Genomic DNA, 21,523 nt, shown 5'->3' on the forward strand with positions numbered 1-21,523 from the left:
AATAAGGTAAAGGACAAAAACTATGACAGACTTTAGTAACGATTCAAGATTTAAAGGAATACAGAAAATGGAAGGTAAATGCCTTCTCGCTTCACCCACAATGCATGGCGACGAAAAGAAATATATTGACGAGGCAATAGAAACAGGCTGGGTTACAACAGCAGGGTCTAACATCAATGAAGTAGAAAGGATGATCGCTGAATATGTTGGCGTGAAATATGCAGTTGCACTTTCTGCAGGCACAGCTGCGTTGCATTTAGCTACAAAACTTGCAGGTGAAAAGTTGTACGGTCAGGCAAAACCAGATACAGGTACATTGGCTGGACATAAGGTATTTTGTTCAGATGTAACATTTGATGCATCTATAAATCCTGTTGCGTATGAGGATGGCGAGGCTGTATTCATAGACACAGAGTACGAGACCTGGAACATGGATCCCGAAGCACTTGAAAAGGCTTTTGAGATTTATCCTGATGTTAAGTTGATTATATTAGCTCATCTGTATGGAACTCCTGGAAAAATGGAGGAGTTAAAGAAAATTGCAGATGAGCACGGTGCATTAATTGTTGAAGATGCCGCAGAGTCTCTTGGTGCAAAGTATAAGCTCAATGGCAACTGGGTAGAGACAGGATCACTTGGAAACTATAACTGCATCAGCTTTAATGGAAACAAAATTATAACCGGATCATCAGGTGGAATGTTCCTTACAGACAGTTTGGATGATGCGAACAAGGTTAGAAAATGGTCCACACAGAGTCGCGAGGATGCACCCTGGTATCAGCACGAGGAAATCGGTTATAACTATAGGATGAGCAATATCGTTGCGGGTATTGTAAGAGGACAGTTTGGATATCTGGAAAAGCATATTAGCCAGAAAAAAGCTATATATGAACGTTATAAAGAAGGTCTGAAGGATCTACCCGTATCTGTGAATCCATATGATGCGGAAAAATCTGAGCCTAACTTTTGGTTGTCATGTATTCTTGTTGATGAAGATGCTATGGCGCCGTTTGTACGTGGAGAGAAGGATCAGCTTTGGCAACATGAAAGTGGAAAGAGTAGCCCTGGTGAGATCCTGGCAGTGCTTAATACGTTTGGCGCTGAAGGGAGACCGATATGGAAGCCTATGCACTGTCAGCCTATCTACAGAAGCAATGCGTTTATTACGAAAACAGGAAACGGGAGAGCACGTAGTAATGCCTATATACAAGAGAGTGGTATGGTAGATTGCGGAGCGGATATCTTCCGTAGAGGTTTGTGCTTGCCGTCAGATAACAAGATGACAGCAGAACAGCAGGAGAAGGTGATTGAAATAATCCATAGATGCTTTCAGTGAATAGATGCATTACTATGGCGTACAAGTTATATTTTTACAGAAATATGGGACCTATTGAAATAAATAAGTTTTTATGCGTACACTAAGTTGTCTTGGGGTACGCATTTTATGTTAATATGACATATTTGTGATATAATTTTTGAAAAGTATTGATTAAAAGCTATATTTTTAATAGTAAAAATACGCAAAATCAGTTAGATACAAAGATAATGTCAGATTGAAGTAAGCGAATTTGTGATGAGACTTCTTGGGTTATTGTAAGTACTTACGAAAACTAAAGGATGGATTGAATATGGGTGGTGCAGTTTCTAATGTAGTATGCAGTGTTTTAGCTGCTATAATATATGATATTTGCAAGGTTTGTGTCGGTAAGATAAATGGGATAAATAATAGTCATAATAGAAAGTCTAGTGAAGAAATAGTTAAAGAAAAACTTGGTGATAATTATGAAATATTGTATATGTCAAGTGAATTCCACGATTTCTTGAAAACCCCATTTTTTAAAGATACAATAGAAAATTACATTATATATAAGATAACAGGAAATTGTAATAGTAATTTGGGGATGGTAAAAAGGAATAACAGTATAATTGTTGAAAAGGATATAATTGAATTTCTTTTAAGTAATTTATTTGATAACTATTATTCTGGTGCAGTAACAAGGCCAGAGTCGTCATTAGTGCGTACTTTTTTTGAGCATTATTTCAAGGTGGCTGCAGACTTTGTTGCCGCTAATATGAACGAAGAAAACAAATTAAATGTTTTTTTTATAAACAGAAGGATTGACTATGCCCAGGAACAAATTCTTCTGAGATTCGAAGAAACAGTTGAAACAATTAAGCGTACTATAAATTGTGAAATAATACCTGTGAACAAAAAATATGAGGATAATGTTAAAGAATATCATAGATTATTAAAAGCAAATCACTCACAAGCACATATATATCTTTTAGATACATTTGATTTTGCTGAGTTTTATGTACCGCCAATGCTGAGACTCATATCGCCTGGTCATGAGATAAAAAGCAACCTAAAGGTGCTCCGTCATGATTTATTATACATTCATGAAGAAGAAACTATTGGAGGAAAGGTATATTTTGATGATTGGAAACATATATTTGATGAAAATGGAATAGTTTATGTGACTGGTGGAGCGGGATATGGCAAGTCTTTGTTTTTGCAAAAATTGATTAATGATTTTTGCGAAATAAATATTCTGAACAGTTCGGAGTATTTAGTTATATATGGAGATCTTAAATCTTTTTATGTGGAAGGTGATCAACCAATTCCGGTAGTTAAATTTCTTCAAGATAGTATGGTTAAAGAAACGTTAGTTAGTGAGAAGAAGTTTTCTATTGATATGATAGAATATTATATTAAAATGGGAAGATGTCTTATTTTACTTGACGCATTAGATGAAGTTGAAAAACAAAAACGTGAAAAATTACATAAATTGATAATATCCTATTTTAAAAATCAAAATCCTAATAACAAAATATGCATAACATCTAGAAATAGAGGTTTTATTCCAGAGAAGGAAGTAGAAACATTTGATATTATGCCTTTAGACAGAAAACAAATTGAAACTTATGTAGATAACATAATCAATTTGGGGAGGTTTGATATTAAGGATAAAGAAACCTTTTTGCGGCAATCCAATGTTCTAGTTGAAAAAGGATTTCTTAATAGTTTTTTGGTTTTGTCTTTGTTGATAAATATTTATAAAGCAGAGAGAGAATTACCGGAAAACAAAATGGAATTATATCAGAAATGCTTTGATTATATTGCTTATAAGCGAGAAAAAGAGAAAACAAAGGCAAAATATAATTGGGATCTGATCTCTTGTATGATGAAAGACAATACATTTATGGAGTTGGCAAAAATGTGTTTCCCTAATAATAGTGCTATTGGGAAAAAAGAGATAGTTGATATGTTATGTGATACATATAGGGGCAAGTATATTTCAGAAGCAGAGACAGAGCGTGCGGCAGAAGATTTTCTGTCGTTTTGTTCCGATCGAACTGAATTATTTGTGCCTGCAGCGGGTGAGGATAGATTTAAATTTTTTCATAGATCTTTTTTCGAGTATTTTTATTCTCAATATATTTTTATGCGTTTAAGAAATGTGGAAGAAGTATATAATTCATTACAGCAATTTGATGTAGATTCAGAAGTTTATGAATTAACACTTGCAATGATGAAGCAAAAAGATGAACCAAGGTATCAGGAGTTAGTTGAGTATATTTTTGAAAGAGTGAATATTGAAGTAGAAGGTAAAGGGACAGATTTAAACGCGTTCAATATATTGACATTAGGTATGCAAACGATTGACGACAATATATATATGCATAAATATATTGAATTTTTAATATCTAATAAAGAAAAAATAGTAAAAAATATAGGGAAAATTCCAAATCAACATATTATATATAATGTAATATCTTCTAATAAAAATTATGCAAAACAAGTATACAGAAGTTATGAGAATATAGCTAAGTTTACAATAATTAAATATTTCTTAGAGCAATTTCCAGATGTGGAAAAAATGATTTGGAGAAAATGGTCATTGGATATTTCAGATGAAAAAAGAAAGCAATATATTAAACATAGGTTTTATACGGGATATGGAAATACTTTTTTTATGAATGTATATATCGAGAATGTAGATTATTCGAATATTATTCAAGAATTATCAAAGAAAAAACTAGAAAAATTAATGGGTCAAATTAAGGTTCACAATAAGACTAGAGAAAAGTGCCTGAGATTATTTGAGCAGTATACTATACTAGATGTCAAAAAACAGAGAGTTCTTCAAGAAATACTATTAAGTAATCCTACTAAAGGCTGATTATATCTGGTTTTATAAGATTAATGGTTTATTTGGTCAAGGAAATAAGTAGATGTGAGAAAATGGGGTGAAGGATACTAAATGAAAAGGATTGAAGAATTAAAGACAATAAAAGGTGATGCATATGATTACTATGCATATCCCAATGAGGATGATGATTTGTTTGAAAAAATCTTTCTTGTTGGAGAAATAGTTGATGAGATTAAACGGCCTTCTAAATGCTTTTTAATTGGGGAGAAGGGGGCTGGAAAGACGGCTTATTCTGTTTACATGTGCAAAAAAGAAAATCCGGAAATGAAATGCAGTATTTCAATGGTTAATGATTTGTTATATCGGAAGTTTTTAAACATGAAAAAGAATGGCATGTTGGATTTGTCGGAAATGAAGGATATATGGGTTAATCTATTATATCTAGTGATAGCAGAAAAGCTTTGTCAAGCTAGTGGGAGTGGATTTTTTTCTCAAATTCGGATGAAAAAGCTGAAAGAAGCTATAGATCAATTCTATAGTAATGCTTTCAAGCCAGAACTAGTGAATGCATTCGAATTTGTTCAGAATGCTTCAAATTCAATAAATGTTATGGCTTCCAAAGGGCTATTTTCGATAGGGGGTAGCTGTGGTGATGAAATTAAGCAGAAATACGAGGAGCAGAGTTATCAAATTAGTTTGTTAAAAATACAGAAAGGCTTTGAAGATGCATTTGAAGAGCTTAAAATAAATTTTTCTTACATACTATTTGTGGATGGAATAGATGGACGACCGTCGGAGATTGATAATAAAGATTACTTTGAATGTATAACTGGGCTTGTTGATTGTGTGCTGGAGATTAATAGAGGCGTCTTGGGAAAGAAGGGGATTAAAGTAATGCCTCTTATGAGACCAGACGTAATGTATAGAATTCCTATCCAGAATATGAATCAAAAGGTTAGAGATAACGCTGTTTTGTTAAATTGGGATACAAGTTATACAGGGTATGTAAGATCAAAGCTTTTTAAAATAGCCGATGACTATTTTTCAAAGCAACAAAAAACTTTTTTTGAATTAGGAGAGAATTGGAACTATTATTTTCCTTACAAAATAAATAAGAGTCATTCAGGAAGAAAATGGAAAGAGGAAGATGCTTTTGTGGAGTTTTTGAGATACTCTTCTTACAAACCTAGAGATATTCTGACCATGCTTAACGAAATGGTAAGAGCCTCATCTGGTGAACGGTTTGTGCATGATGACTTTGTAAAGATGTTGAATAATTATGAAGAATATTTGGAAGGTGAGCTGAAGGATTATTTACTGATATATATGAATGAAGGTGACTACGAAAACTTTAGAATATTGTTTGATTATTTTCACGGATGTAACAAGTTTAATTATGAGGAGTTTAAGTCTCGACATACAAAATATATACAATATTTAAGGAGTATAGGGCGAAATGTACCAACTGAATTAGATACACCTCAGAAGGCACTTCAGCTATTATATGATGCTAATTTGATTGGTTATTTTGAGGAAATAGAAACTCCTAATGGCAAAATTGAAACACGATATCACTGGTCATGTAAAGAACGTAGTTATGCAAATATACGACCGAGTATAAAGACTAATGAAAGGTATACTTTTCATATAGGGTATGCAAGAACGCTTGGCATTCGATAAAACATGATGAAGTTTACATGCTCCAAATTGAAACCTACTCCATTCTGTGCTACAATACACCGATGTGACATCAAGGCAATACGTCACACAAATAACAATAACAAAGTGGAGACAATAATATAAATGACGAGGTTTTTTGATATTCTATTCTCTCTATTGGCAATAATAGTGCTTCTTCCTTTTATGATTCCGATAATGATAGGATTAAAGCTTACCGGGGAACATGACATCTTCTACGGACAGGAGAGAATTGGCAAAGGTGGTAAGCCATTTAAGGTGTTAAAATTTGCTACAATGCTTAGAAATAGTCCAAATATGTCTGGCGGACTATATACAGAAAAGAATGATCCGAGGATACTTCCTATGGGACGCTTCTTAAGAAAGACAAAGATTAACGAACTGCCACAACTATTAAATATATTATCCGGAGATATGAGTATAATCGGATATAGACCTTTGGTTGAAAAGGAATTCAAAGAGTATAGTCCTGAAGTTAAGAAAGAACTTGCAAAATCAAGACCGGGATTATCTGGGATAGGATCAATAGTTTTTCGGAACGAAGAAGAAATTCTCCAGAACTTTAATAGTCATGAGGAAAAAGATAAGTTCTACTTTGATGTCATTATGCCATATAAAGGTAAGCTTGAAGCTTGGTATGTTAATCATAAAAATGTGTTTTTGTATTGGCTACTGTTAGTGATGACAATTGAGGCGGTTATTAAGGAACATACTGAGTGGGAAAAACTAAAAGATATTCCGGAACCACCAGAAGAAATAAAAAGATTTCTATGAAATCTTTTGTTTTTTATTTAGTACTATTAGTATGAGAGGATTTTTTTGATGGACGAATTGGTCTCAATCATCATGCCATCGTATAACACGGAACAATACATATCAGATTCTATCAAGTCTATACAGGCACAGATTTATGAAAATTGGGAACTGCTAATTGTAGATGATTGTTCTACAGATAATACAGTAGAAGTGATTAAGTCATTCAATGAACCTCGTATAAGACTGTTTTATAATGAAAAGAATTCAGGGGCAGCAATATCGAGGAATTATGCACTTAGGGAAGCGAGAGGGAAATGGATAGCATTTCTTGATTCGGATGATACATGGGGGCCTGAAAAACTACTAAAGCAGATAAAGTTTATGAAGGATAACAATTATTCATTCACGTTTACAGATTATAGAATCTGTTTGAATGGAGAATGGATGCCATATATTTGTACAGGTCCCAATGTCGTAAATAAAAGGAAAATGTATGATTACTGCTATTTTTCGACAATTACAGTTATGTATGATAGAGAAAAAATAGGACTTATTCAAATAGCTGATTTGAAAAAAAATAATGATTATGCTATGTGGCTGCAGGCAATTGAGAAGAGTAATGCGTATAGGTTACCTGAGTGCCTTTCTTTTTATATTAAGCATGATGGCTCAGTATCGAGTGGAAGTAAGGTTAAGCTAATAACATGGCATTACAAATTGTTCAGGGATGGACTGGGGATGAATGCAGTAATATCAGGAGCACTTACTGTTAATAATATAATTCATGGTTTTTTGAAAAAGATATATTATAAAGAAGCTGTAGAGAATTAAGGAGATAATTATAAATGGACCTTTATAACAAATTAGTAGCTAAAGAAGAATCAATTGCTCTTGTTGGTCTTGGTTATGTCGGAATGCCTATAGCGCACGCTTTTGCTAAGAAGGGGCTTAATGTTATAGGATTTGATCTTAATAAAGAAAAGATAGAGCTGTATAAATCCGGTGTGGATCCAACAAATGAAGTTGGTAATGATGAGATAAAGAGTACAAGGATTCATTTTACTGCAGATGAGGCGGAATTGAAAAATGCAAAATTTATTATTGTTGCTGTGCCAACACCAGTTAATACAGACCATACCCCAGATTTGACACCAGTTATCTGTGCTTCTGAGATTGTAGGAAGAAATCTTCTGAAAGAATCGATTGTTGTGTATGAGTCTACCGTTTATCCAGGATGCACAGAAGATGTTTGTATTCCGATTCTTGAAAGGGAGTCAGGATTAAAGTGTGGCGAGGAGTTTAAGGTTGGCTATTCGCCGGAGCGTATTAACCCAGGAGACAAAGTACATCGTTTAGAAAATATCTGTAAAATTGTATCAGGAATTGATAAAGAGTCACTCGATACCATAAAAGCTGTTTATGACATAGTAATTGAGGTTGGGACATATCCTGTTTCGAATCTTCGAACAGCAGAGGCGGTTAAGGTTGTTGAGAATAGTCAGCGAGATATAAACATCGCTTTTATGAATGAACTTGCAATGGTATTCGACCGCATGAGCATTGACACAAATGAAGTTGTGGATGGCATGAATACCAAATGGAATGCTCTTGGTTTCAGACCAGGATTGGTAGGAGGTCATTGTATAGGCGTTGACCCATATTACTTCACTTATGAGGCGGAAAAACTTGGATATCATAGCCAGATTATTCTTAATGGTCGTATTGTGAATGATCATATGGGGGCATATGTTGCTGATGCTGCTATTAGAAAGATGATTAAGGCTGGCCAGGCACCGAAGAAAAGCAATGTGGTAATTCTTGGATTAACCTTTAAAGAGAATTGTCCTGATACAAGAAACAGTAAGGTTAATGATATTATAAACGAACTGAAAAGATTCAGAATTAGACCTATTGTTGTGGATCCTTGGGCAAATGAGAAAGATGCGAAAAAAGAGTATGGAATAGATCTTACTAAACTCGATGATGTTCATGATGCTGACTGTGTGATAGTGGCTGTGGCTCATGATGAGTTTAAGGCTATGGGTTTAGATAAGATAAAATCCTTATTCAAGAACGGGCCTGACAGGGAAAAGGTTCTTATCGATGTGAAGGGATTGTATAAAGTTGAAGATTTGAAAGCTTCAGGAATGTTTTGGTGGAGGCTTTAATCAAAGAATCTTATGATTAACAACATGATAAAGCTGCTTTATCAGCACGAATCAGAAAAGGTAAATAATTGGAGTATCTGATAGTATGGATATAGCTAAAAAATTGAAGAAAATATCTGTAAAGCTTGAGATATGTAATGGCAGTGTTTTTAGGTATCCAATAGAAAAGCAGAAGGCATATATTGCTCATTTCCATGAACCTAAAAATGATATACAGAGAAGTTATTTTCAATACAGATGCCAGATGAAGTTTAATAAGTGGATTATTTCTTTTTTTATTAATCTCGCTTCATTTCCACTCCTACTATGGTATTTACATAAATCAAATGATAGCATTGATGACTCTATAGAAAATGCTCAGAGTGTATTTTTTGCAAATGGGATGATGGATACTATTATTCCCAATATGCTTCGGGAAAAAGCTGGAGTTATTGCGATAGTTAATAATAAAAAAGAAAATCTTACGAAAGAAGATAAGAAATATATTCGGGCTCTGTGGAGGCGGTATCCTTTTTCGTTTCAATTTATTGTGAAATGCGTACTGAAAATTCGTTATTACAGCTATGAAATCCAACGAATGCATCCAGAAAACATTATTACTTGTAACGAGTATTCTTTTACATCTTCTGTATTAACTAACTATTGTGAAGAAAAAGGTATAAAGCACATCAATGTTATGCATGGAGAGAAGTTATTTTACATGCGTGACAGTTTTTTTCGGTTTCATGAATGTTATGTGTGGGATGATTATTATCGCAAACTATTTCTTCAAATGAGAGCAGATCAGAGCCAGTTTAGGGTTGCAGTTCCTCCTTCGTTACAATTTCAGGATGATATGGTGGTTTCAAAAACGATAGATTATACGTACTATTTCGGATGTGAAGGTGGTGAAAGACTGAAAACTATTGTTAAAACTATGATGATGTTAAATAATCAGGGATTAAAAGTGGCGATACGACCACATCCTCGTTATTCTGATTTGAACGAGATTCGATCCTATGCTCCTGAACTAGAAATAGAAGATTGTAAGGCTATGGCAATTGAGCAATCGTTGAAGAGAACCCAGAATGCTATTTCTGTATATTCGACGGTTCTTAATCAGGCATATAACAACGGCATTGGAGTAGTGATAGACGATATTTCAGATAGAGTGAAATATGAGAAACTTGAAGAGAGGCAATACATAATGCTTAATAAGCCGCATAAGTTACTATCAGCTTTATTGGAGAAGAGATAATGAGAACGTTAATAAAAAAAATATACTCAAAAATCAATACAACTCGTTCATTGCGTGGAGTGAAGCATGGGGTAGGGGTAAAGTGTAATTTTCCCTGTCATTTTACAGCAAAGACTGAAATAGGAAATAACTGTCATTTTAATGGAATGAACATTTCTGGTAGTGGAAAGGTGGTTATCGGAAGTAATTTTCATTCCGGTAAAAATATTCGGATACTTACTACTTTTCACAATTTTGATCATGGGACTGCGATTCCTTATGATAAAACCACATATGACAGAGATGTCATTATCGAGGATAACGTTTGGCTAGGGGAGTCTGTGATGATTCTCGGAGGTGTAACAATTGGTGAAGGTGCCGTTATTCAAGCTGGAAGTGTTGTGTGTAAAGATGTTTCACCACTAGCAATTGCAGGTGGACACCCTGCAGTTCCTTTTAAATACAGGGATAAGAATCATTATTATCAATTAAAGGAACAAGGGAGCTTTATGTGAAAAAGATATAAATTATACTCCAGAGGAAAGCAGATGAGAGTTCTTATGACAATAACAGATATATACAAGAAAAAAATGGCTGGAATGAACAAGAAACAATATTGCTTTGGAATAAAGATCAATGACATTTTTGATAGTGTTTTTAAATTTTTAAATATGCAGACATATTTCTTCTTTCACATGTGTTTTCCGAAGGATATGAGAAGGGACTCAAACATACCTGAAGAAAAATGTGCTTAGAGGAGAAAAAAATTAAGGACTGGGGAACGGCTTCCAGTACTTTTTCAGATATAATCAAGGAATCAAGGGAAGAGTCAGATATTTTTATTATACGCTGAATACCGGCAGCATGCGTAAAACAATTTTAGAAACCAATACTGATGTATTACAAATTAATGGAATTGGGAAGCAGATTAAGCTTTTTGTTGATGTATGTGAAGAAGAGGGGGACTTACATAGTTACGCTCCATTGGATTATTGGCCTTGATAAGACGAATAATGCGGTTTTTGGGGATAAGCAGATGGAAAAGATTTCTTAATTGAAGCAGATAGGAAAGGGCATTCCGGTTACAGATATTAGTACGGGAATGAAGAGAAGGATTGAGGTATCTACATCATTAAGCAAATATTATATCTGTTTTTTGTAACGGGACGAGGATACCATATAATGAAGAACTAATTAATCTTGCGGAGATTGACTTTTGTGAGCAGTATCACTTGACTGATGAAAAAATAATTGTTGTGAAGGATCTACTTCTATAGATGTTATATATGAAATGAGACATATATAACATCTGTTTAATGACGAGTGTGTAGATGATAGCCAGGTTATTATTGCCGTTCCAGATAGTATGATATTTAAGAATGCCATGGTTATTGAAAACGTAATTTACAATACAGATTATTTCAGGATGAGAATGAACTTGTTTTAGAACATATTTATCAAAGATTGTGGCAAAAAATGCAATAAGAATGCATTTAGACCATATCCGATATATTTGGACATGAAGATAATAATGAAAATATTTGGTGAGTTTGAAGTTGAAGATGGGACAAAGATAAGTAAGGAGTCGATACTCAGAACAAGAAATGTTGTTTCTGTGTATTCAACTGTGTTGATGCAAGCAAAGGCGAATAAAGTTTACCCTTGATTGATGATGTAAGTAGGCATGAACAATTTAGGAAGCTTGAAGAATTAAAAATATGCATTGTTGCAGTTCAATACCAAGTTTCTTTCAAACCATTGTAGTTGATTGATGTGTTAGGAGAGTTATAATGAGTTTTGTGATTTCAAATAGAACGTTTTCTAAAGCGCAAAAAGAACATGATATATATTATAGATCAAAGGATAATTATTATAATTCTGGGGGGGTGTTAGCTTTTTGTGCCACCAACGCATATGGCGCAAGACTACAAAAGTTTGTTGAATGTATAGGAGAAATAGTAAAAAAGCCAGGCATAGCCAATAAGATTTCTGACAGGGATTTTTATTTGGTAGTGAAGTATTCTGTAAATGAAAATAAGTTGTATATACAAACAGATTTTATTGGAAGCCACACTTGTTACCTATACCAAGAAGATGGTTTTTTTTTCATCTCAAATAATCTTGTTGAAATGATAAAAGACATCCAATCTACAGGCAGAAAAGTTTATTTAGATGAGAGGGAAACAAGAAAGTTTGTATATGCTGGATACAATTACACAGAGAAAACAATATTTAAAAATATTACTATTGTACCTCCAGCAACTAATGTTGTGATAAGTATTACTGATGGAATGGTAAATTCTTTACAGTATGAAGATTACAGGTTTAAAGGAGAGATTAATAGCGAGGAAGAAGCTGCATCTAGACTTTATGGTGCAATAGACTTGGTCTTTGCTGATAATTATAGTAATAATACGAAGTACGGACTTGGAGTTAGCGGTGGGCTTGATTCACGTGTTGCTGGATATTTCGCTAATAAACACAATTATAAAATTGTTCCATACTTCTTAGGCAGAGAAAAGAATGCTCTAGGCATAAGAACTAATGATGCATGTAGAAGTATTGAGGTGGCAGATGCGCTTGGGATTGGTGATGTAGCGTTCATAAATAATACTGGATTCGAATATAAAAAGCGACTAATTGGCGATGCACTCCATGCACCAATAGGATCGCCAAATGTGGCGCAGAATATAGGGTATGATTGGAAGAACTTTGATGTTTTGATACATGGAATGATGGGGGGAGAGTTATTTGGTGGAATTTCGTTCCTTCAGAGAAAAGATCCTATGGATGCTCATGATATTGCTGCCATGTACCTCAACTCATTAAACTGTGTGCCTAAATCCACAGCAAAATATTCTATTCATGGTAAAATATTTAACCAATTGCCAGTAATTAAAGAGAGGTATCACTTTAATCAGCTTAATCAGATAATTACCGATGACATAAGTCAAGAATTAGAAGATGAAATAGAGAGAATTATCAAAAGGGATTTAGACAATGGTCTGTCTCAGACTAATGCATTGTTTAAGCTGTTTTTATATAAACAATCCAAGAATGTAATTACAGGCTACTACTCTACGATTGAGGGGACAGTACCATCATTGGGAGTATATTTTAACCCTGTAGTGCTAAGCGAAATGACTAATTGGTCAGATGATTTGTTTTATGAAAGAAAGGTGCAGAAGTCGTTGATTAACATGTGTGGCAGCATAAGTGAAGTACGAGATCAAACTATGAAATCAAGCATCTCAAATGGTTACCAGAATAGAAATAATTATTTTAATATAGCAGAGCGTGTTATTCGTGGCAGCGGAATGTATTATGATACTTATCCACTGACTTCTTTTGATGAAACTTTGAAGGAATTGGAAACCACGAAGACTGTCCAGCTTTTTAAAATTGATTACAGAACGATTATGCTGAGTAAATCAACAATCTCTGATTTGATTCTGAAGATAGCATGGCTTGAAAAAGAGCTTTCGCTAGAATACATTTAAGTGAAACGGCACTGATCTGTGTGGAAAAGGTTTTTATGAAAGTACTGATTTTTTCAAGTTATCTATATAATCAATCATGGCCGGAGTTTACAAAGAATAAAACCGGATATGGGAAAATACTTAATGATATAGTGAATGCATTGGGAGATTTAGAGGAAGTATATGCAATAAGCTATACAATTACATCAGGAAGAGGAGAAAATATTCTTTCACATACTTTTTGGGATTTATTAAAATGCGCTAGAATGTATGATTTTTTTGAAGGGATTAAGGCCTTTTTTAAATACAACCTTTCATTCAAGAATAGATTAAAGCATATTTATTATTACCTAAATAAGGGTTATGTGAGAAGAACTATAAAAACACTAAAGCCTGATGTGATTCATGTTCACGGAATTGGAACTGCGATAATACCGGTGATTGAGGTGTGTAAAGAAACGAAAGTACCATATGTTGTTTCACTCCATGGAATGATAAAGGAGGATGACGAGGCAACAATTTATGATAAGAAAGCGGAAGAAGAGCTTATTAAGAATTCATACGAGGAAAAAGTGCCTATTACAGTAGTAAGTACTGGCGTAAAGCAAAGACTTGAAAAAGCATATTTGGGGCATCCATCTGAGAATATTTCGGTGGTATTAAATGGAACAAGAGTTCCTAATGAAAAGCTCATGTATAATTCATGCACAAGCATTATAGACACACTTAATGATCCAGATATAAAAGTTATTACAGTGCTAGGTACTTTGTGTGAAAGAAAAAACCAGATACAGATTGTACGCACTTTTGCAAATGGGGGCATCAATCATAATTGCAAGGTGTTATTATGTGGACAGGATGCCTCAAATGGATATATTAGCAGAGAAATTACTAACGCTGGACTTCAAGATGTAATATATGTTATAGGGCACCAGTCACAGGAGAGTATTAAGGGGATTCTTGCACAGGCTCATTTAAATGTTGTAGTAAGTATAGATGAAGGGTATGGGCTATCAATTATTGAAGGCTTTGTGCAGGGTGTTCCGACTGTAACTTTTCCAGATCTTGATGCTGTTAACGATTTATTCAATGAAAATGCCATGGTATTAGCAAAGGGACGGGAAGATAGTGATTTGGCAGAAGCTATTAATATGGCGTTAGATAGAACGTGGGATAAAGATTGGATTATTGAATATGCAAAAAGGATCTCACTCGAGAAAATGGCTTTAGACTATCAAAGTGAGTATATTGAAATACTCAAAACGGGGGGGTATCCAAATCAAAGCAGAACTATTGACTATATTAAAATAATGAGACATTTTGGATACAAAGTCTTGTGCTATGTAGGGAATATCACTGATAATAAAAATCAGTTAAGTCTCGCAGAAGTGTTGAATGATATACAAGAAGAAAAGATAATAGCGGTTTTTGCTGGCGGAGAGGGAGATGGAAACAGACTTCGTAGGAAACTAGTAGACAATAATCTTTATAGTAAAGCTATACTGGCGGGTTTTTGTACAGAGATGGAATCAATATGGGAAAACGTTGACCTAAATGTTTTTATCAGCAAGAATGATGGTTTTGGTCTCGCAATTATTGAAGGATATAAATGTGGAATACCGTGTGTTATCAACAAAAATCTGGATGCTTTTTCTGATTTGTTTGATGAAAAATGTTGCGTTTCAACGTCATTAGTACCGGAAGAAATAGTAACAGCTATTGACTCAGGGCTTATCAGAATATGGGATAGAGATTTTATTAGGGAATACTCTAAAAAATTTTCGTTGGAAAACATGGCTTGTAATTATGTAAGCATCTTAAAAAATACATGCCAATATGCTAGTGGTGGTTAATGGATGGATACTAGGGTTAAGGTGTCAACAAAAGGAAATATGGTAGAGTGGTTTCTTCCATTCTTTCCACTATTTTTGCAGTATAAATTAGGGGTGTTATCTCTAGGTGTATTAGGGTTAACTGTTATAGCTTTTATTTATTTGAGCAAGCAAGGAATTAGATTATCCTTTCCGCGAAGGCTTTACGGCTTTGTGACTTTTTTTATATATGTCATTGTTAGAGATGTTGTAAGGATTATTGTGGGCATGGATTCGAGAACAACGCAGATTCATAGGATGATTGAATATATTATTATGATATTTCTTATGCTGATAATATCATATGTGCGAATAGATTCTGATAATCTTTATCAATGGTATAAGATAGCTGGTGCGTTGTATATTTTAGGAGCTGTGTATCATGCGGTTCTTATCTATCTTTTCCATCGAACAGTCACTTGGATAACAATTATACCTGGATACATACTGCGTGAAGATACAAAAAATTTTGGTAGACCCTTGTCTTTTTTTAGCGAACCGGCTGGAATTGTTTTGGGTCTAATCTTTTTACTTATTTTTTCATTACAGCGGAAAGATTATATATGGGCAATAATTACATCTGTGGGCATGTTCATTTCGACTTCCTCTGTTGCAGTAATTATTACCCTCGCAATGTGGACATTACTCGTTATGGATAAAGAAATGTCACAAAGAAAGAAAGCAACGATTATTGTTCTCTTTATAGGGCTTATTATTTTATTTTTTAATCTAAATGCGTTTAGTGAATCAGCATCAAAATTTATGACAGTTGTTGGTGGGGGAAGTACAGTTGGAAGTAGGCTACGTTGTGGATATGAAGTTGTTTCTACGATGTCCCCAATGGAATTGATATTTGGCACAAATTATAATGAAGTAATGAAATACATAACAGACAGAATGGAGTTGTTCCCTCAGGAAGGAACTGCGTTATTATATTACAACGTAGCCGGAGATGTTTTCCTTAATACATGGACAAATTTGATATTTAAGTATGGAATGATCGGAATGGTGTTGTCCTACCTGCCAATAATTGCTCTTGCTAAGAATGTTGAGTCGAAATATATATCGATTTGTTTCATTTTGCTTAGTATAGGGCAATCTTTGTTGCTAAATCCTGCATTTTTTTTGTATTTGACTATGATGCTCATAACTTCTAATATAGGAAAAGATAATAAGAATAAGATTGCGTGGAAAGGTGGTAATGAGTTCTTTGAAGAAAATAGGGATTATCACATATCATCATTATTATAATTATGGAACAATGCTTCAAGCATTTGCATTACAGAAACTAGTCGAGAGCTGCGGGTGCTCTGCTGAATTGATTGACTTTCAAAATGATGAGTCCTTAGGATTATCAGAGATTATTTTGCTACGAATTAGGCGTGTTCCAGTATATTTATTGCAATTTAAAAAATACATAACTCTTGCCACATCAAAGCAGATTCTTTCAAAAAGATGTGAAATAATGGAGGAGTTTTATAAAGCATATATAAAAACTGGTGGGAAACAATACAGTACTAATGAGGATTTAATCAGTGATCCGCCGCTATATGATGGATATGTTGTTGGAAGTGATCAGACATGGAATCCGTACGTTGGAAACAGACCAGAACCGTTTTATTTGACATTTGTTAATGATAATAAGAAAAAGGGCAGTTATGCGCCAAGTTTTCCAGTATCGAATATAACAAAGGAGCAGGAAGAATTCCTGCGTGAAAAACTTGGTTCTTTCGCATTCCTTTCTTGTCGTGAGAGGAGTGGTGCGGAGTATTTGGAAAGAATTTTGGGAAGGCAAGTAAAAAACGTACTTGATCCAACTTTGCTAGTCGATAAGAAAGATTGGGAGAAATACGAAAAAAATGAAGCAGGAATTGCCCACCCAAATTATATTTTTGTTTATTTATTAGGTGAAAATTCCAGACATAGAGATATCATTAATCACATAAAATACATTACGGGCTATCCCGTTGTAGCTGTTCCTATGACATATAGAGAGATGTTGGATAATGATTGGGAAAAGGCAATCGTAGGACCATCTGGTTTTTTGTATTTAATACACCATGCATCATTGGTTTGTACTGATTCCTTTCATGCAACAATGTTTTCCGTAAACTACAATAAATCATTTTTTGCATTTCGAAGAATGAGGGATAATGAGAAAGCATCTAATAATTCAAGAGTATATGATTCGTTAGCCATGTTTGGTCTTGGAAACAGATTGATTGGTTCTGAGGAAGAAATACCGAAAACAATGAATATTGATTATTCTGTAACAAACTCAATCTTAACAGAAAAACGTGCAGATTCGTTTGACTACTTAAGAAGGATGCTGATGGAAATAACACAGTAGAAAGAAATGGAATAATGATAGATTTCAATTTTGACAAATACTGCTATTCGTGTAAAGCATGTGATGCTGTATGCCCTACTGAGGCTATTAGATTTAATTACTTACAGAAGCCTATTGTAGATAAAAATAAGTGTATAGATTGTCACATGTGTGAGAAGGTGTGTGGATTTTTGAATGAAAAGCCATACTCTAAAAGAATTGATGCGAAAGGCAGTTTTGTATGTAAGAATAAGGATTTTCAAGAAAGGGTGGGGAGCTCTTCCGGAGGTGTATTTATTGAACTTGCAAAGATTGCGCTGAAAAAGGGATGGTACGTAGCAGGGGTCGTGTACGATGAAGAAATGATGCCAAAACATATCATTTCAAATAAGCTAGAAGATATTATGCAGATGAAAGGATCTAAATATGTTACTAGCGATTTGGGGGATACATTAAAGATTATAAAAAATCTTAGAGCAAAAGATATACCAGTATTGTTTACTGGGACTCCTTGTCAGGTTTCATCAGTTGCAAATGTCTTTGAACACGACGAAGGCATTCTCAAAGTGGCTATAGTATGCCATGGGACAATAGATCGTAATATCTGGAGAAGATATTTGCGAGAAGAAGAAGAAACAAACGGAAAAATTGTTTATGCATCCATGCGAGAGAAAGGAAATGGATGGCTTAATTACGGATTACACTTTAAATACGAGGATGGCTCCGAGAAAAAGACATATAAAAATCAAGATGGATATTTACTAAATTGTTTTACTCAAGGAATGTTTGAAAGAGAGCGGTGCCTTAACTGTAAGTACAAGGGAAGTAATATAAGTTGCGATATTTTATTGGGGGATGCCTGGGGCATGGATAAAGAATATTCCTCTTTGGAAGATGGTATGGGGCTATCCGATGTAATATGTTTAACTAATGAAGGGAATGATTTTTTTGGCTTAATAGGGGATAGCTTAGATTTATGTAATGCAAGTTCAGAAAGTATTATAGAAAAGAATCAGCGAATAGTTTCTCCAGCCCCTCTAAATATCAAAAGATTTGTCATAAATTGGGAGTTGAAGCGGGACAAACATAACGTTCATGAAGTTTGTGAAAAATATTATAAGCATAAGCTCCTAGATAGGTTGATAAATAAGGCTTTAAGGGTAGTCAAGAGAAGATAGATTACGAATATTTAAATACATGAAAGAGAGAATATAATTTATGTGTGCACCACTTGTCAGCGTAGTTGTTCCAACATATAAAAGATACAAATATTTAATTGATTGCATTGACACTCTTTTAAGCATAAGAGAAAACGATATTGAGTTTGTAATTCAGGATAATACAGAAGATAACAGTGAAGTATTACAGCATATTAGTAGTATTTCGGATCCTCGTTTTCACTATTTTCACGAACCAAAACATATAAGTGTTATGGAAAATAGCGATTTGGCAGTAAGTCATTCGTCCGGAAAATATGTTTGTATGATTGGAGATGATGATACTGTTAGCTCAAGGATATTGAAGGTTGCTGAGTTTTGTGAGGCTAATAAAATTGATTCTTGTTCGTTTATTTTTCCAGGGTTTAATTGGCCTGATATGACTTTTGAGGCAAAGAAACGAGAGGCGAATCTTTTTTTTCTAAAAAAAGCTACAGGTACTGTTAAGCTACTGAATATTGAAGAAATATTAGCGCAAGCTCTTAAGGTGGGATCTGCCCCTTCACCAGAAATGCCAAGATTATATCATGGACTTGTTGGTAGGGAATGTCTTGATCGCATTTACAAAAAAACAGGAACCTATTTTCCTGGACCATCTCCGGATGCAGCAAACTCCGTGCCGGTATGCTTGGAAACTCAAAAGCCAGCGATGTTTTTTGATTATGCAATCATATCTGGATATGGGAAAGGTAGTGCCAGAGGCGAAGGGAACAGAGGCCAGCATTATGGTGAATTAAAGGATAAGCCTTGGCTACCAAAAGACATCCTGGAGAGATGGAATGATGATTTACCGCCCATTTTCTCGGCAGAGACAATTTTAGCGCAATCCATGTTGGAGGCGCTGAATGCAATGGGAAGGAAGGATTTGATAAAGAGATTTGGATTTGATAGGGTATATGGGGTGTTTTTATTGCACCATAAAGATGCTACTTGCCGAATGCTAAGATTTTGTCTTAAGAAACCCCGAAGATTATTTCTTCTAGCAAGGGGAATAATAAAACGATATTATGATAGGAAGGTATATCTGGCTAATCCAAAAGGCAACTCAAATTATAAGGAGTATGAAGGGGTTAAGACCCTTGCAGAGGCTCAACAGATTACTGAAGAATTAAGCTCGAGAATAACAAGCTATCATTTTGTTAGCAATAAATCAAATTCATAAAAGGTGACGGCATGGTAGATAATAGGCAAGGCGCGACCAAGGTTTTTTCCGGGCTGATGTGGGTATATTTAGAGAACATATCCGCTCAGATTGTGAATTTTATTGTTTCTATTGTTTTGGCACGCCTTCTAGAGCCAAGTTATTATGGAACAATAGCTCTAGTGAATGTTTTTGTTAATTTGGCGAATGTATTTGTTACTTCTTCGTTTAGCTATGCGTTAATTCAGAAGAAGGATGCAGATGAAATTGATTACAGTACGATGTTCTGGTTTATAACGGGTATATCTTTTGTATTCTTTGTTGGATTATTTATCGGCTCGCCAGCTGTGGGAGAATTTTATAATAATCCAGAGTTGGGAACAATTCTCCGGGTACTTGCATTGAGAATTCCTCTTTCTGCATATAACAGTGTACAAATGGCGTATGTATCCAGTCATATGGTATTTAAAAAATCGTTCCTTTCCAATTCGGGCGGAGCGTTATTGTCTGGAATATTTGGGGTGGTATTAGCTTATTTGGGATATGGGATTTGGGCACTGGTTGCCCAGAGTCTGCTGAATGTATTATTCAACACAATAATACTTATGGTAGTTGTGAAATGGAGGCCGCAATTTGTTTTTTCAATAGACCGATTAGTGCCACTAATCAGGTACGGATGGAAGCTGTTAGCAACGGGGTTAATGTTCACAGGATACGCAGAGCTTAGATCTTTGATTATTGGCAAAAGATATAGCGCTGAGGATCTTGGCTTTTATGACAGAGGATACTCATTCCCCAGGCTCATAGCTGCTAATATTGACTCAACGATTAATAGGGTCCTTTTTCCTGCCTTATCTAAACAGCAGGATGATAGTATAAGGCTTTGTGAAATGACCAGGAGGGCTGCGAAAACCAGTGCATATCTAATGACCCCATTTTTGTTTGGATTGGCTATAGTAGCCGAGCCACTGGTTAACGTGCTTCTGGGGGGCAAATGGATGCCGTGCATCCCATACATACAGATAATGAGCATTATGTGGTGGTTGCAGCCAACTCAGACTTGCTCGGCTCAGGCCATAAAAGCAATTGGAAAATCAGATGTATACCTGAGAATCGAAATAATAAGTAAGATTTGTGGCCTGATACTACTTGCAGGCGCAGTTTTTGTCATTAATAGTGTTAAGGCTATTGCTATGAGCATGCTGATTGGTCAGATAATAGCAGTTCTCATATATGGCGTATATGTGTCTAGGTTTATTGGGTACTCCTTAAAAAGTCAGTTTATAGATATATTTATACCGGGAATGATAGGCGTTGTGATGTGTATACCCTTGTATTTTATACCTAGAATTGTCACAAACTCGATTTTGTGTATAATGATTCAGGTATGCTTGGGAAGTGTGATTTATATTTGCCTTTCAATTATTCTCAAAATAGAGGAGTTTAGATATTTAAAGGGACTTATTGCGAAAAGAACAAAGAAGGAGTAAAGAA

Annotated in this window: 17 protein-coding genes; all 17 read left to right on the forward strand. The window is 34.7% G+C overall.

The window, feature by feature from the left end:
- The first annotated feature begins 22 nt into the window (after positions 1 to 22).
- The 17 genes from G587_RS0103695 (at position 23) to G587_RS0103785 (ending at position 21,519) form a co-directional block, all read left to right on the forward strand.
- Positions 23 to 1,336 (forward strand): DegT/DnrJ/EryC1/StrS family aminotransferase, encoded by a 1,314-nt coding sequence (locus tag G587_RS0103695; RefSeq protein WP_196812498.1) that lies wholly within the window; start codon positions 23 to 25, stop codon positions 1,334 to 1,336.
- A gap of 292 nt (positions 1,337 to 1,628) precedes the next feature.
- Positions 1,629 to 4,184 (forward strand): NACHT domain-containing protein, encoded by a 2,556-nt coding sequence (locus tag G587_RS0103700; protein ID WP_026491147.1) that lies wholly within the window; start codon positions 1,629 to 1,631, stop codon positions 4,182 to 4,184.
- 81 nt (positions 4,185 to 4,265) lie between these two features.
- Positions 4,266 to 5,834: a P-loop ATPase, Sll1717 family gene (locus G587_RS25790; RefSeq protein WP_051200670.1), complete on the forward strand. Its 1,569-nt coding sequence runs from the start codon at positions 4,266 to 4,268 to the stop codon at positions 5,832 to 5,834.
- 123 nt (positions 5,835 to 5,957) lie between these two features.
- A complete protein-coding gene (locus G587_RS0103710; protein ID WP_026491148.1) occupies positions 5,958 to 6,626 on the forward strand; it encodes a sugar transferase in 669 nt (222 codons plus the stop codon).
- Positions 6,627 to 6,674: 48 nt separating this feature from the next.
- Positions 6,675 to 7,439: a glycosyltransferase family 2 protein gene (locus G587_RS0103715; RefSeq protein WP_026491149.1), complete on the forward strand. Its 765-nt coding sequence runs from the start codon at positions 6,675 to 6,677 to the stop codon at positions 7,437 to 7,439.
- A 14-nt stretch (positions 7,440 to 7,453) separates the two neighbouring features.
- Entirely contained in the window at positions 7,454 to 8,776 is a 1,323-nt protein-coding gene (locus G587_RS0103720) for a nucleotide sugar dehydrogenase (protein WP_026491150.1), read from the forward strand.
- 85 nt (positions 8,777 to 8,861) lie between these two features.
- Complete coding sequence (locus tag G587_RS0103725) at positions 8,862 to 10,013, forward strand: hypothetical protein (RefSeq protein ID WP_026491151.1); 1,152 nt, start codon at positions 8,862 to 8,864, stop codon at positions 10,011 to 10,013.
- The gene (locus G587_RS0103730; protein ID WP_035785631.1) at positions 10,013 to 10,507 is read left to right on the forward strand and encodes an acyltransferase; all 495 of its coding nucleotides are present in this window, start codon (positions 10,013 to 10,015) and stop codon (positions 10,505 to 10,507) included. Before G587_RS0103725 ends, G587_RS0103730 begins: the two co-directional genes overlap by 1 nt.
- Before the next feature lie 45 nt (positions 10,508 to 10,552).
- Complete coding sequence (locus G587_RS0103735; RefSeq protein ID WP_155829412.1) at positions 10,553 to 10,747, forward strand: hypothetical protein; 195 nt, start codon at positions 10,553 to 10,555, stop codon at positions 10,745 to 10,747.
- 140 nt (positions 10,748 to 10,887) lie between these two features.
- Positions 10,888 to 11,046, forward strand: coding sequence for a hypothetical protein (locus G587_RS25995; RefSeq protein WP_207637458.1), 159 nt, complete (start codon positions 10,888 to 10,890; stop codon positions 11,044 to 11,046).
- Between the two features lie 736 nt (positions 11,047 to 11,782).
- Positions 11,783 to 13,492, forward strand: a complete 1,710-nt coding sequence (locus G587_RS0103755; protein WP_026491154.1) for a hypothetical protein — start codon at positions 11,783 to 11,785, stop codon at positions 13,490 to 13,492.
- Between the two features lie 35 nt (positions 13,493 to 13,527).
- Positions 13,528 to 15,324, forward strand: a complete 1,797-nt coding sequence (locus tag G587_RS0103760) for a glycosyltransferase family 4 protein (protein WP_026491155.1) — start codon at positions 13,528 to 13,530, stop codon at positions 15,322 to 15,324.
- 3 nt (positions 15,325 to 15,327) lie between these two features.
- Entirely contained in the window at positions 15,328 to 16,593 is a 1,266-nt protein-coding gene (locus G587_RS0103765; protein WP_026491156.1) for a hypothetical protein, read from the forward strand.
- Positions 16,544 to 17,692, forward strand: coding sequence for a polysaccharide pyruvyl transferase family protein (locus tag G587_RS0103770; protein ID WP_242830028.1), 1,149 nt, complete (start codon positions 16,544 to 16,546; stop codon positions 17,690 to 17,692). Before G587_RS0103765 ends, G587_RS0103770 begins: the two co-directional genes overlap by 50 nt.
- Positions 17,693 to 17,706: 14 nt before the next feature.
- Positions 17,707 to 18,849 (forward strand): Coenzyme F420 hydrogenase/dehydrogenase, beta subunit C-terminal domain, encoded by a 1,143-nt coding sequence (locus tag G587_RS0103775; protein ID WP_026491158.1) that lies wholly within the window; start codon positions 17,707 to 17,709, stop codon positions 18,847 to 18,849.
- A 40-nt stretch (positions 18,850 to 18,889) separates the two neighbouring features.
- On the forward strand, positions 18,890 to 20,050 hold the full coding sequence (locus G587_RS0103780; RefSeq protein WP_026491159.1) for a glycosyltransferase: 1,161 nt from the start codon (positions 18,890 to 18,892) through the stop codon (positions 20,048 to 20,050).
- 11 nt (positions 20,051 to 20,061) lie between these two features.
- Positions 20,062 to 21,519, forward strand: a complete 1,458-nt coding sequence (locus G587_RS0103785) for a lipopolysaccharide biosynthesis protein (RefSeq protein WP_026491160.1) — start codon at positions 20,062 to 20,064, stop codon at positions 21,517 to 21,519.
- Positions 21,520 to 21,523: the final 4 nt, after the last annotated feature.

This window comes from Butyrivibrio sp. XPD2002 (assembly GCF_000423945.1).
GTDB lineage: Bacteria > Bacillota > Clostridia > Lachnospirales > Lachnospiraceae > Butyrivibrio.

Bases quoted from the DNA above. Each gene is read 5' to 3' on its own strand.
- G587_RS0103785 (WP_026491160.1), top strand. From the start codon at position 20,062: ATGGTAGATAATAGGCAAGGCGCGACCAAGGTTTTTTCCGGGCTGATG.
- G587_RS0103780 (WP_026491159.1), top strand. From the start codon at position 18,890: ATGTGTGCACCACTTGTCAGCGTAGTTGTTCCAACATATAAAAGATAC.
- G587_RS0103715 (WP_026491149.1), top strand. From the start codon at position 6,675: ATGGACGAATTGGTCTCAATCATCATGCCATCGTATAACACGGAACAA.
- G587_RS0103695 (WP_196812498.1), top strand. From the start codon at position 23: ATGACAGACTTTAGTAACGATTCAAGATTTAAAGGAATACAGAAAATG.
- G587_RS0103770 (WP_242830028.1), top strand. From the start codon at position 16,544: ATGAGTTCTTTGAAGAAAATAGGGATTATCACATATCATCATTATTAT.
- G587_RS0103765 (WP_026491156.1), top strand. From the start codon at position 15,328: ATGGATACTAGGGTTAAGGTGTCAACAAAAGGAAATATGGTAGAGTGG.
- G587_RS0103700 (WP_026491147.1), top strand. From the start codon at position 1,629: ATGGGTGGTGCAGTTTCTAATGTAGTATGCAGTGTTTTAGCTGCTATA.
- G587_RS0103775 (WP_026491158.1), top strand. From the start codon at position 17,707: ATGATAGATTTCAATTTTGACAAATACTGCTATTCGTGTAAAGCATGT.
- G587_RS25995 (WP_207637458.1), top strand. From the start codon at position 10,888: ATGTATTACAAATTAATGGAATTGGGAAGCAGATTAAGCTTTTTGTTG.
- G587_RS0103760 (WP_026491155.1), top strand. From the start codon at position 13,528: ATGAAAGTACTGATTTTTTCAAGTTATCTATATAATCAATCATGGCCG.
- G587_RS0103735 (WP_155829412.1), top strand. From the start codon at position 10,553: ATGACAATAACAGATATATACAAGAAAAAAATGGCTGGAATGAACAAG.
- G587_RS0103710 (WP_026491148.1), top strand. From the start codon at position 5,958: ATGACGAGGTTTTTTGATATTCTATTCTCTCTATTGGCAATAATAGTG.
- G587_RS0103720 (WP_026491150.1), top strand. From the start codon at position 7,454: ATGGACCTTTATAACAAATTAGTAGCTAAAGAAGAATCAATTGCTCTT.
- G587_RS0103725 (WP_026491151.1), top strand. From the start codon at position 8,862: ATGGATATAGCTAAAAAATTGAAGAAAATATCTGTAAAGCTTGAGATA.
- G587_RS0103755 (WP_026491154.1), top strand. From the start codon at position 11,783: ATGAGTTTTGTGATTTCAAATAGAACGTTTTCTAAAGCGCAAAAAGAA.
- G587_RS0103730 (WP_035785631.1), top strand. From the start codon at position 10,013: ATGAGAACGTTAATAAAAAAAATATACTCAAAAATCAATACAACTCGT.
- G587_RS25790 (WP_051200670.1), top strand. From the start codon at position 4,266: ATGAAAAGGATTGAAGAATTAAAGACAATAAAAGGTGATGCATATGAT.